12 protein-coding genes are annotated in these 12004 nt (G+C 62.2%); 8 read left to right on the top strand and 4 right to left on the bottom strand.

Annotated features, from left to right (window positions below; genetic code table 11):
- Positions 1 to 50: 50 nt before the first annotated feature.
- From Q1A91_RS19935 to Q1A91_RS19920, 4 genes are all read right to left on the bottom strand, one after another.
- Complete coding sequence (locus Q1A91_RS19935; RefSeq protein ID WP_299881853.1) at positions 51 to 1364, bottom strand: TRAP transporter large permease; 1314 nt, start codon at positions 1362 to 1364, stop codon at positions 51 to 53.
- Positions 1357 to 1863 (bottom strand): TRAP transporter small permease, encoded by a 507-nt coding sequence (locus Q1A91_RS19930; RefSeq protein WP_299881851.1) that lies wholly within the window; start codon positions 1861 to 1863, stop codon positions 1357 to 1359. The genes Q1A91_RS19935 and Q1A91_RS19930 overlap by 8 nt, the downstream gene beginning before the upstream one ends.
- A 68-nt stretch (positions 1864 to 1931) precedes the next feature.
- The gene (locus tag Q1A91_RS19925; protein ID WP_299881849.1) at positions 1932 to 2954 is read right to left on the bottom strand and encodes a TRAP transporter substrate-binding protein; all 1023 of its coding nucleotides are present in this window, start codon (positions 2952 to 2954) and stop codon (positions 1932 to 1934) included.
- Between the two features lie 125 nt (positions 2955 to 3079).
- On the bottom strand, positions 3080 to 3547 hold the full coding sequence (locus Q1A91_RS19920) for a MarR family winged helix-turn-helix transcriptional regulator (protein WP_299881847.1): 468 nt from the start codon (positions 3545 to 3547) through the stop codon (positions 3080 to 3082).
- Between the two features lie 99 nt (positions 3548 to 3646).
- On the opposite strand from Q1A91_RS19920, the gene Q1A91_RS19915 reads away from it, so the two are divergent.
- The 8 genes from Q1A91_RS19915 to Q1A91_RS19880 are packed head-to-tail and all read left to right on the top strand — an operon-like array spanning position 3647 to position 11935.
- Complete coding sequence (locus tag Q1A91_RS19915) at positions 3647 to 4588, top strand: PDR/VanB family oxidoreductase (protein ID WP_299881845.1); 942 nt, start codon at positions 3647 to 3649, stop codon at positions 4586 to 4588.
- 12 nt (positions 4589 to 4600) lie between these two features.
- Positions 4601 to 5944 (top strand): aromatic ring-hydroxylating dioxygenase subunit alpha, encoded by a 1344-nt coding sequence (locus Q1A91_RS19910; RefSeq protein ID WP_299881843.1) that lies wholly within the window; start codon positions 4601 to 4603, stop codon positions 5942 to 5944.
- Positions 5941 to 6414 (top strand): aromatic-ring-hydroxylating dioxygenase subunit beta, encoded by a 474-nt coding sequence (locus Q1A91_RS19905; RefSeq protein WP_299881841.1) that lies wholly within the window; start codon positions 5941 to 5943, stop codon positions 6412 to 6414. The genes Q1A91_RS19910 and Q1A91_RS19905 overlap by 4 nt, the downstream gene beginning before the upstream one ends.
- Positions 6411 to 8030, top strand: a complete 1620-nt coding sequence (locus Q1A91_RS19900) for an AMP-binding protein (RefSeq protein ID WP_299881839.1) — start codon at positions 6411 to 6413, stop codon at positions 8028 to 8030. Before Q1A91_RS19905 ends, Q1A91_RS19900 begins: the two co-directional genes overlap by 4 nt.
- Positions 8027 to 9196, top strand: a complete 1170-nt coding sequence (locus Q1A91_RS19895; RefSeq protein ID WP_299881837.1) for a thiolase family protein — start codon at positions 8027 to 8029, stop codon at positions 9194 to 9196. The genes Q1A91_RS19900 and Q1A91_RS19895 overlap by 4 nt, the downstream gene beginning before the upstream one ends.
- Positions 9193 to 10443 carry an SDR family NAD(P)-dependent oxidoreductase gene (locus Q1A91_RS19890; RefSeq protein WP_299881835.1) on the top strand — a complete coding sequence of 417 codons (1251 nt, stop codon included), beginning with the start codon at positions 9193 to 9195 and terminating at the stop codon, positions 10441 to 10443. The genes Q1A91_RS19895 and Q1A91_RS19890 overlap by 4 nt, the downstream gene beginning before the upstream one ends.
- Positions 10440 to 11213: a cyclase family protein gene (locus Q1A91_RS19885; RefSeq protein WP_299881833.1), complete on the top strand. Its 774-nt coding sequence runs from the start codon at positions 10440 to 10442 to the stop codon at positions 11211 to 11213. The genes Q1A91_RS19890 and Q1A91_RS19885 overlap by 4 nt, the downstream gene beginning before the upstream one ends.
- The gene (locus Q1A91_RS19880; protein WP_299881831.1) at positions 11210 to 11935 is read left to right on the top strand and encodes an SDR family oxidoreductase; all 726 of its coding nucleotides are present in this window, start codon (positions 11210 to 11212) and stop codon (positions 11933 to 11935) included. Before Q1A91_RS19885 ends, Q1A91_RS19880 begins: the two co-directional genes overlap by 4 nt.
- Positions 11936 to 12004 lie beyond the last annotated feature (69 nt).

Here is a 12004-nt window from a genome sequence, read left to right as displayed (position 1 = left end):
AGGGAGACGCACCCTAACGGAGCGCTGGACACGAGCGCCAAAAAATTGGGCTACATCTGGTTGGGCAGGAACAACACCAGCGCCGGGAAGGCCAGCAACAAGAGCAGCCGCAGGATGTCCATCAGCCAGAACGGCGTCACCCCGCGAAAGATCGTGCCGGTGGACACATCGCCCACCACACCTTTCAGAATGAACACATTCAGCCCCACCGGCGGGGTGATCAGGCTGATCTCAATCACCACCACAACCACGATCCCGAACCAGATCGGATCAAACCCCAGTGACGTAACCAGGGGAAAGAAAATCGGCACCGTCAGCAGCAGCATCGACATGCTTTCAAAAATGCACCCCAGCGCCAGATAGATCACCATGATCAGCGCCATCACGACCCAAGGCCCCAGATCGAGCGATGTCACCAGCGCCAGCAACCCCTCGGGCAGTCCGGCAAGGTTCACGAAGTTGGAAAACACCCATGCCCCAATCAACACGGAAAACAGCGACGCGGTTGTCAGCGTCGTTTCCCCCAACACCTCCCGCATGTCCTTCCAGCTTAACCCGCCCCGCGCCAGCGCGATCAGGAACGCACCCATCGCGCCCATGCCCGCCGCCTCGGTTGGCGAAAACGCAAGGTGCAGCGGCCAGAAATCCAGCGCACCATAGAGCCCGCCAATCACGAGGAAAAACAGCAACAGCACCGCCCAGACATGGCTCAGCGCGCTGAAACGTTCCCCCCATGTCGCACGCGGCCCGGCAGGGCCGGAAGCCGGATCGCGCGCCACTGTCAGGCGCACAGCGGCAAGGTAGAACAGAATGCCCAGAAACCCCGGAATGATCCCCGCCACAAACAGCTTCCCGATGGAGGTTTCCGTCAGCAAACCATAAATCACCAGAATGACCGACGGCGGGATCAGAATGCCCAGCGTACCACCGGAGGCAATCGACGCGCTCGACAGCTTGTCGGAATATCCATACTTGCGCATCTCCGGCATCGCGACCTTGGACATCGTGGCGGCCGTGGCCAAGGACGAGCCACAAATCGCCGCAAACCCACCGCAGGCCACAATCGTCGCCATCGCCAGCCCGCCGCGAAAGTGCCCCAGAAAGGCGTTGGAGACCTGATACAGCTCCTTGCTGATCCCGCCCTTGTTCACGAACAAACCCATCAGGATGAACAGAGGGATCACGCTCAACCCGTAGTCCTGCGAGGTGTCGATGATCAGCCGCCCCACCATGGAAATCGCCGCGCGGTAGCTGGTCTCATACATCAGCCCGACCATGCCGACAAAACCCATCGCAAAGGCAATCGGGATGCGCAGCAGGACCAGCACAAAGACCGCAACAAACCCCAGTGCGGATTCAAACATGCCGGGTCTCCAAAAGGTGCGGGGCGAAAAGGTGCAGCAGTCCCCGGCCCACCAAGGCCACCACGGTGATATAGGTCATCACCGCAATGAAATAGCCCACATAGAACGTCGGAATCGACAGATACTCCGTCACATCCCCATAGCCCCGCGCGCGTTCCGCCAGATCAACAATGCGCCCGGCCGGATACCAAAGCATCGCCGCACAGGCCAACGCGATGAAGGCATCCCGCCAGCGATCCAGTTTGAACCGCCGAAACGGCCCATCCATCAAATCAACCGCAATATGCGCATTTGTGGCGGACAGAACCGGCAGGGCAGCAAAGACAATCAACGCAATCCCCATGCGGATCAGTTCCGTCGCCGCTTCAATCGGCGCGTTGAACATCGACCGCATCAGCACATCCGCGAACGTCAGGCACATCAGTGCAAACAGCGCGAGGCTCGCCACGAACATCGGCAATTTGGCGAGGGTCTGAATGAGACGAAGGGCCGGGTGCATAGGGCGTTCCGCAGGGCTAAAGAAACGGGCGCGCCAGAACCGGCGCGCCCGCGTGTCATCAGGTCGGATCAGCTGCCGGAGGCGGCAGCCATCTCCTTGACCATCATCTCGTAAGCCGCCTGACCATCAACGCCCGCTGCTGTGACTTCGGCAATGATCTTGGCGCGGACCTTCTCGGCCATCGCCGCGAAAGCCGCCTGATCTTCGGCACTGGCCTCAACGATCTTGTTGTCGCCCGCTTCCATGGTCATCTTGCGCGCCGCTTCATCGCCCGCGTCCCAGACCGCACCCATCATGCGCGATGCCGGTTCGCCAAAGACCTCTCCGTCCAGCGCCGCCTGAACATCCGCAGGCAGACTGTCGAATTTCTCCTGAGACATGATGACAGAGAACGACCCGCGATAGAAACCACCGGGCATCTCATACACATTCTTGGCCACTTCGTTCAGCTTGAAACCAATCCGCTCCCCCAGGTTCATCGCAACCGCATCCGCCGCACCGGAATCGAGCGTCTCATACACCTTGGGCGCCGGCACCTGAATGCCCACCAGACCCAGTTCCGCGCCGACATCCGCAGACACGCCACCGCCCAGACGGGTCTTCAACCCGTTCAGATCAGCCAGAGACGACACTTCCTTGTTGGAGTGGATCTGCCCCGGACCATGCGTGGTCAGCGCGATCACCTTCACGCCGCGATGCTCATCCAGCTCGGCCAGCATCGCCTCATGCACCCGCCAATGCGCAACCGAGGAGGCTTCCGCATTGCCGTCATAGCCGGGGATTTCCACCAGCTTGGTGCCCACAAAACGTCCCGGTGTGTAGCCGTGGAACAGGATCGCCACGTCCGCCGCCCCATCCAGCACCAGATCCATCTGCGCAGGCGGGGACGCCAGACCGCTCTTCAATTCCGTTGTTACGGCGCCATCCGTGGCTTCCGCCATCATCTCGCTCAACTGCGCGAACATGCCGGTGTTCACCGGATGTGTCGGCGGCAGCCAGGTGGAGATCGTGATCGTATCGGCAGCAAAGGCGCTGGTGGCGGTGCAGACGGCAAAGGCCGCGCTGCTGAGAATCTTGGTGAATTTACTCATCTGGTGTGTCTCCCTAGAGGTTTGATTTTCTTGATCTTCACGGTCTCTCGCCGCGTTTCGGTGGTTATATGCGTTTTCATATAAGCCCATTTCCCAAGGCTTGAAAACAGTTTTCTTGCCACGCGCTACTCTGGCGTGTCCTGCTCCAGCATTTCCAAAAGCGCGTGCAGGATTGGCTTGAGCCTTGCTGCATCCTCCGGTTTCAACCGGGCCAGAAGCGCCGCTTCATGGGCGCTGGCCTGCGGCACCAGCGCCTGCGTCACCTCCCGGCCCGACGCTGTCAGGAACACCCGAACGCGCCGCCCATCGTGGGGATCGCTCTGCCGCACAACCAACCCACGGTCTTCCATCTGCACGATAATCCGCGTCAGGCGCGACTGTTCCACCAAGGCAATCCGCGCCAGCTGGGTGATCATCTCCCCGTCACGATCATGCAGACAGGCCAGCACCCGCCACTCCGGCACCCGCAACCCGGCCTTGCGCACCTGCGCATGAAACTGCGCACTGGCCCCGTCACTTGCCGCCGCCAACAGATACAGCAGGTAGTCCGAGACAAATCCGGGGCGCGCCGTGGGTTCAGGCTGTGCAGTCATGGATGCCCCTTCTTATGGATCCCGTGGTTGATCGGTTTCACAAACCCTCTTGACCAAAGTTATATGAAAATTCATATTCTTTCAAACGGAGGATCTCACATGGGCAAAATTGACGCCGTTGTCGACAATGTGCAACCGCTGACCGACCGGATCTCTGCCTTCCGCCTGCGCGCCGCTGCGGGCGGGCCATTGCCGGATTGGGAGGCCGGGGCGCATATCGATGTAGAGATTGCGGAGGGCACGCGATCCTATTCGCTGATCTCATTCACCCCTGTGTCCGCTTCCCCCGACAGCTATACCATCGCTGTCCAGCGGGAGGACGATGGCACCGGCGGGTCCGCTGCGATGCATGAATTGCAAGCGGGCGATGCCCTGACAATCTCCCAGCCCAAGAACGATTTCCAGGTCACACCCGACACAGATGCACTGCTTCTGGCCGGTGGGATCGGCGTGACCCCTCTGATCTCCATGGCCGCAGCGGTGAAGGACGCTGGTCAAAACATCCGCTTCCACTACGCCGGGCGCAGCGCGGATATCATGGCTTACCGCACGGCACTCGCCGAAACCTTGGGCGAAGCCTTCACGCTCCATTGCGACGACGACGCCAGCGCGCTCAACCTCGACGCCCTGATCGCCACCCTGGGCGATGCCCACCTCTACGTCTGTGGCCCGCGCGGCATGATCGACGCGGCCCGCGCCAAGGCCGAAGCCGCAGGCGTCCCCGCAGATCGCATCCACTTCGAACTTTTCGAAGCCGCCGCGCCGCAGGAAGGTGACACCGCCTTCGAGGTGCAGATCAACGACGGCTCGGTCTTTACCATCCCGCCGGGCCGCTCCATCATCGACGTGCTGGAGGAAAACGACGTCGACGTGATGTACGACTGCCAGCGCGGGGATTGCGGCATCTGCCAATGTGACGTGCTGGAAGGCGAACCCGATCACCGCGACGTGGTCCTGTCCGAGGCCGAACGCGCCGCAGGCGACGTCATGCAAATCTGTGTCAGCCGCGCGAAATCCGCGCGTCTGGTGCTGGATATCTGAGGGAGGAACGACATGGGCATTTACACCGGAGACCCCGCCGCCGCTGCCAATCTGGTGCAGCCAAATCAGGTCCACCGCGACGTCTACATCAACCCCGACGTCTACAAGCTGGAGATGAAACACGTCTTCGCCAATGCCTGGGTCTTCGTCGGCCACGAAAGCCAGACGCCGAACAAAGGCGATTACTTCGCCACCCAGGTCGGCGACCAACCCGTCATACAGGTGCGCCACAAACCCGATGACATCCACGTTTTATACAATCGCTGCCCGCACAAGGGCACCAAGATCGTCATCGACCGGCAGGGCAATACCGGCAAATTCTTCCGCTGCCCCTACCACGCATGGTCGTTCAAAACCGATGGCTGCCTTTTGGCGATCCCTTTGAAGAAAGGCTACGAAGGCACCGGGCTGGAGGACACCCCCAGCGGCAAAGGCATGAAAGCCGTTGGTGCCGTGCACAACTATCGCGGCTTCATCTTCGCCCGGCTGGCGGAGGAAGGCATCAGCTTCGAGGAATTCTTCGGCGACAGCCTGTCCTCCCTCGACAACATGGTCGACCGGTCCCCGGAGGGACGGCTCGAAGTTGTCGGGCCCCCGCTGCGCTATCTGCACCATTGCAACTGGAAGATGCTGGTCGAAAACCAGACCGACACCTGCCACCCGATGGTGGCCCACGAAAGCTCCGCCGGCACCGCCGTGAAACTCTACGAGGAACTCGGCCTGCCCGAAGACGCCCCCAAACCCCCCGCGATGGAGATCATCGCGCCCTTCATGTCGCCCTACGAATTCTTCGAAGGCATGGGCATCCGCACCTGGCCCAACGGCCACGGCCACACCGGCGTGAACCATTCGATCCACTCCAACTACTCCGCCATCCCCGGTTATTTCGAAGCGATGGCGGAAACCTATGGCGAGGAGAAGGCGAAAGCCATTCTCGACGAGAACCGGCACAACACCGTCTACTTCCCCAACATCATGATCAAAGGCCCGATCCAGCAGTTGCGTAATTTCATCCCGCTAGCCGCTGACCGCACCATCGTGGAAAGCTACATCTACCGTTTGGTGGGCGCTCCGGATGAGCTGACCGCCCGCACCGCGATGTACAACCGCATGATCAACGCGCCCACTTCCATCGTGGGTCATGACGATCTGGAAATGTACGAACGCGCGCAGGAAGGGCTGCATGTGGACGGCATGGAATGGGTCAACATCCAGCGGTTGCTGGAAGAGGACGAGGATTTCAGCGAAGAAGCGGTGCTGAACGGCACCACCGAACGCCAGATGCGCAACCAGTTCGATGCCTGGCGAAAGTTCATGCTGTATGACCAGACAGCACAGCAGGAGGCGGCGGAATGAGCGTCTCCAAGGATCAACTGATCGACTTCATCTACGACGAAGCACGCATGCTGGACGAAGGGCGCTACACCGAATGGCTCGCCCTCTGGCTCCCAGACGGCCACTACTGGATGCCGCTGGATTACAAACAGGCCGATCCGATCAACGAGACGTCGCTGCTCTATGAGGACATGTTCATGCTCAAACTGCGGGTCGAACGCCTGAACGGCGCGCGCACCTTCAGCCAGAAACCCAAAAGCCGCTGCCACCATGTCATCCAGCGCCCCTTCGTGGACGAAATGAACGGCGATACCTTCGTGACCAACACCTCCATGCACTATGTGGAGACGCGGCTGGACGAACAGCAACTGCTGGCACTGACCGCGCGGCATGATCTTGCGCTGGTGGATGGCGCGCTCAGGATCGCGAACAAGCGGGTCGACATCCTCAACTGCGACGCGGCGTTTCGCAATATCCAGTTGCTGCCATGATCACCGCCGCAACCGTATTTGACGCCTTTGCGGATAGCGCCGCGCGCTGGCCGGAGCGCCCGTTCCTGAACGTGCTGCCGGAAACTGCCGGGGTGTATGGCATCGACGATGGAGAGATTGGCTATGCCGAGGCTTCCTCAATCGTGGCGGCACAGAAGCAGCAGTTGATGGAGACAGGCTACGTCAAAGGCCAGCGCGTCATGTTGCTGCTGGAAAACCGTCCGGACTATTTCCTATGGTGGCTGGCGTGTAACGCGCTGGGCATTTCTGTGGTGCCGGTGAACCCAGATCTGAGGCAGGCCGAATTGGCTTACATGATCGGCCATGCCGAACCGGTTCTTGCCATCTCCATCCCTTCCCGTGTGGGCGATCTGCGCAACGCCGCGCGTGAAGCGGGCAGCGCCATGCCTGTTGTCCCCTTGGGGACGGCACTTCCAAACGCGATCACCCAAGACGCCATCGCCGCCCGCGACGCGGAAGCGGCCCTCCTTTATACCTCCGGCACCACCGGCCAGCCCAAGGGCTGTATCCTCACCAACGCATATTTCATCGAAGCGGGCCGCTGGTACAGCACTGCCACCGGCATCTGCGCGCTCAACACGGATGGCGAGCGGATGATCACCCCGCTGCCGATCTTCCACATGAACGCCATGGCCTATTCCTTTATGGCGATGGTGGCCGTGGGCGGTTGCCTGACCGCACTCGACCGGTTCCATCCGCGCACGTGGTGGGCGTCTGTGCGCGACAGCAAAGCCACCTGCCTGCACTACCTTGGCGTGATGCCATCGATGCTGATGGGGGCGAACCCGTCCCCGCAGGACCGTGATCACAGCGTCCGCTTCGGGTTTGGCGCGGGCATCGACCCGAAACTGCATGCACCTTTTGAAGATCGCTTTGGCTTCCCCCTCAGCGAGGGGTGGGCGATGACCGAAACCGGCGCAGGCGGCACGATCTGCGCCAATCGCGAACCGCGCAATGTGGGCACAAGTTGCATCGGCGCGCCGGATGACAAGGTCGAGGCGCGGCTGGTCGATGATCAGGGCCAAGATGCCGATCAGGGGGAGCTGTTGGTGCGGGCGGCTGGGGAGGACCCGCGACGCGGTTTCTTTGCCGGCTACTTCAAGAACCCGCAAGCCACCGCAGAGGCGTGGAAAGACGGCTGGTTTCACACCGGCGATATCGTGCGGCGCGCCGCGGATGGGACGATGTACTTTGTCGACCGCAAGAAAAACGTCATCCGCCGCTCAGGTGAAAACATCGCGGCGGTCGAAGTGGAATCGGTCTTGGCCAAACATCCCAGCATCGCGCAGGTGGCCGTCGCGGCGGTGCCGGATGCGGTGCGCGGGGATGAGGTTTTCGCCTGTATCGTGCTTGCCGAAAACGAGGCTGTCCCCGCGGGGACAGATTATGTTAAGCTCGCAAAACGCATCACCTTATGGTGTCTGGACCAGTTGGCGTACTATAAGGCACCGGGATATATTGCTTTTCTCGACAGCCTGCCGGTTACTGCAACGCAGAAACTACAGCGCGGTGAACTCAAGAAAATGGCAACAGACCTGTTGGACGACCCCGGCACCATCGACACCCGCCCCCTGAAAAAGCGGACCGCTGCGTGAGGCGCGCGCCCTATGATGGCGTTGTGCTGACCGCACCCGTTTCGGTGCCTTACGTGCGCTATACCAATGAGACGGCCCATTGGTGGATCGCCCGCGCGCTGCGGGAGGCGCTCAAGATCATCGACATGACGCCGCCTGAATTGGACGGGCTTTCCGTCTCCAGTTTCACCCTTGCGCCCGACACCCCCGTGGGCCTGACCCAGCATCTGGGCCTGTCGCCCCGCTGGCTGGATACCGTGCCGATGGGCGGGGCCTGCGGTGTGGCCGCAATGCGCCGGGCCGCGCGGGCGGTGCAGGCGGGGGACGTGGATGTGGTGGCCTGTGTGGCCGGCGACACCAACCGCATCGACAGCTTTCGCAATCTGCTGTCGGCGTTTTCGCGCTTTTCGATGGATGCGACCTTTCCCTATGGATTTGGCGGCCCCAATGCGAGTTTCGCGCTGTTGCAGGACGCCTATATGGCGGAGTTTGGCACCCCGCGTGAGGCCTTTGGCCAGATCGCCGTCGCGCAGCGGGCCAATGCGCTGAAGAACCCGCAGGCTTTGATGAAGAAACCTCTGACGCTCGACGACTACATGAATGCGCGGATGATCTCCGACCCGATTGGTCTGTTTGATTGCGTCATGCCCTGCGCGGGGGCCGAGGCCTTTGTGATGATGCGCGAAGACATGGCGGTGGCCAAAGGTCTGCCTTTCGCCCGCATCCGTTCCACGATTGAGCGCACCAATGCCTTCCCCGACGATCCCATCCAACTGCGCGGAGGCTGGGCGGTGGATGTGGATGAGCTGTGGGAGATGGCGGGGCATGGCCCGGAAGACATCGACCTGTTGCAGACCTATGACGACTATCCGGTCATCTGCATGATGCAGTTCGAGGATCTGGGGTTCTGCGCCAAGGGCGAGGGTGCCGCGTTTGTGGCCAGGCACGACCTGACCATTGGCGGTGATTTCCCGCACAACACCTCTGGGGGGCAACTCTCCGTCGGGCAGGCGGGGGCGGCCGGGGGATACCTTGGGCTGGTCGAAGCAATCCGGCAGGTGACGGGGACCGCAGGGCCGACGCAGGTGCCGGATGCGCGTTGGGCGGCAATCTCAGGCTTTGGGGTGATCAATTATGACCGGGGATTGTGTTCTGCCGCCGCAGTGATCGAGGGGGCGGGCACATGACGGAACCGTTGGCACCCCCGCCGAAGAAGAACCCGCAGAAACGCACGCCGACGCCGTTGTTGCCGCCTGCAACGCGCAGTCGCGCAGCGTTGGGGTTGGGTGCGATGGCGGCGCAAGGGCGGTTTGGCTTGCAGGTTTGTGCGGAATGTCAGGCGGTGCAATACCCGCCGCGCGATGCCTGTGTGAAATGCCTGTCGCACGATCTGGCATGGCAGGATGTGGACCCCTCCGGCAGGCTCATGGCCGAAACCACCATCCGCGTCTCACCTGAGCCATACTTCCGCGAGCGGATGCCATGGCGGATGGGGGCGGTGAAGCTGGACGCGGGGCCGATGTTGAATTGCCATCTGCATGGCGAAGTGGCGCGGGGCGACAGCGTGCGCATGGCGCTGAAACTGGATAGGGCGGGGCAGGGCGTGTTGGTCGCGCTGCCGCTGGAAGGAAGTGATGTGATGCAAGATGATCCTGTGCTGCGGGCGATGTCCTGTGATCCCAAACACCGGCGGGTGCTGATCTCTGACGCGCGGTCGCCGGTGGCTTTGGCTTTGGCGGAGGCTTTGCTGGCCGCAGGGGCGGCACATGTGTTCGCGGGAGAGCCGGAGGCCTGGCGGCATTGGCCTGCGCGGGCGGCTTTTGAGGCGATGGAAGACGTCTCCCTCCTGCCGTTGGATGTGACGGATGTGTCTTCCGTGCAAAAGCTGAGTGCGGAGATTGGTGGCAAGGTCGATATCCTGATCAACACCGCGCGCTTTACCCGGCCCGGTGGTGTGCTTGGGAACGACACGACATTCGCCCGCGACGCGATGGAGGTGAACACGCTAGGCCTGATGCGGCTGGCGCAGGGGTTTGGACCGGGCATGGCAGCGCGGGTGCAGGACGGGACCAATGCGGCCGCGGCCTTTGTGAATATCCTGTCGGTGCAGGCGTTGGTGCCGGACGCAGGCTATGGCGCGTTCGGCGCCTCGCAGGCGGCGGCGCGGTCGATTTCGCAAAGCCTGCGGGCGGAATTCCGGGCGTCGGGCCTGCGGGTGATGAACGTCTATGCGGGACCGGGAGAGGACGATCCGTGGTTCCAGCCGCTGCCCCCGCCCAAGGTCACGCCGAAAGCACTGGCGCGGTCGGTGGTGCAGGGTTTGGTTGACGGGTTGGAGGAGGTCACCTGCGGCGATGTCGCGCGGGATGTCTACGCGCGGTGGCAGGACAACGCGCTGTTGTTGGAGCGTGAATTGACGGGGGCAGGGGCATGAGCACGGCAGTTTCAGAAGTGGCAGCAGCCCTGTCCAGGGGTACGGCGCGGATTGTGGATTTGACCCACACGCTCGACCCGGATTTTCCGGTGATCGTGCTGCCGCCGGAGTTCGGCCAATGCGCGCGGTTCCGGATGGAGGAGGTCAGCGCCTATGATCATCGCGGGCCTGCGTGGAAGTGGCACAACATCACGCTGAACGAACATACCGGCACCCATTTTGACGCGCCCATTCATTGGGTGTCCGGCAAGGATGTGCCGAACGGGGCGGTGGATGAGATTGATCCGGGGGCATTTGTCGGGCCGGTGGTGGTGATTGATTGCTCCGACGGCGCGGCGCGGGACGATGATTTTGAACTGACGCCGGAGGTCATCGAAACCTGGGAAGCGCAGCATGGCATGATCCCGAAAGACGCATGGGTGCTCATGCGCACGGATTGGTCCAAACGCAGCGGGGCGGATTACCTCAACATGGCTCAGGACGGCGCGCATTCGCCGGGGCCGACGCCTGCGGCGATTGAACTGTTGCTGGCGCGTGACATTCGCGGGTTCGGGACAGAGACCGTGGGCACCGATGCGGGGCAGGGGATGCATTACACGCCGCCCTATCCTGCGCATTACATGCTGCATGGCGCGGGCAAGTTCGGGCTGCAATGTCTGTGCAACCTCGATCTGTTGCCGCCCACGGGTGCGCTGCTGATCGCGCCGCCGCTCAAGATCAAAGGCGGGACAGGCAGCCCCCTGCGGGTGCTGGCGATGGTGATGGCATGACGGAATACACCGCACTGATCACGGGGGGCAGCAAGGGCATCGGTGCTGATCTGGGGCAGCGGCTGATCCGGAAGGGCTATACTGTGGTCTCTCTCTCACGCGGCGCGCCGGAGTGGTCGGATGCGAAACTGGTGCATGTGGAAGTGGACCTGCTGGATGCAGATGCCGTGACGCAGGCGGGGGCGGAAATTGCCGCCGCGCATGCGGTGTCGCATCTGGTGCACAATGCCGGAATGATCTGGCCCAATCTGGTGGAGGAGGCGACGCCCGCCGATCTGGCGGGGCTGACGCAGCTGCATCTGGGGTCGGCGCTGACGCTGCTCCAGGCCTGTTTGCCGTCGATGAAGGAGCGGCAGTTCGGGCGGGTCATGTTCAACGGCTCACGCGCGGCTTTGGGGGTGCCCACGCGCACCGCCTATTCGGCGACCAAGGCGGGGATCATCGGGATGGCGCGGACCTGGGCGCTGGAACTGGCGCCGCATGGGATCACGGTGAATGTGGTGTCGCCCGGTCCGGTGCAGACGGATAACTTCTGGGGCATCATCCCCAAAGGCAGCGACCGGGAGGCGGACTTGGCCAAGCGCATTCCGGTGGGGCGGTTGGGGACAGTGCGCGATATCTCCAATGCGTTTTTGTTTTTCTGCGACCCGGAGAACGGGTTTGTCACCGGGCAGACGCTTTATGTTTGCGGCGGTGGCAGTGTGGGGGCGATGTCTTTGTAGGGGCTGCACCAGCGGCGTGGCGCTTGGGGTGTCCGCTGCGCAGGGATATTTTTGGCCAAAAAGAGGGGC

The sequence above is a fragment of the uncultured Sulfitobacter sp. genome (assembly GCF_947500075.1).
Lineage (GTDB): Bacteria > Pseudomonadota > Alphaproteobacteria > Rhodobacterales > Rhodobacteraceae > Sulfitobacter.
The sequence above is the reverse complement of the archived record's forward strand: the minus strand, read 5'-3'. Positions and strand labels throughout refer to the sequence as shown.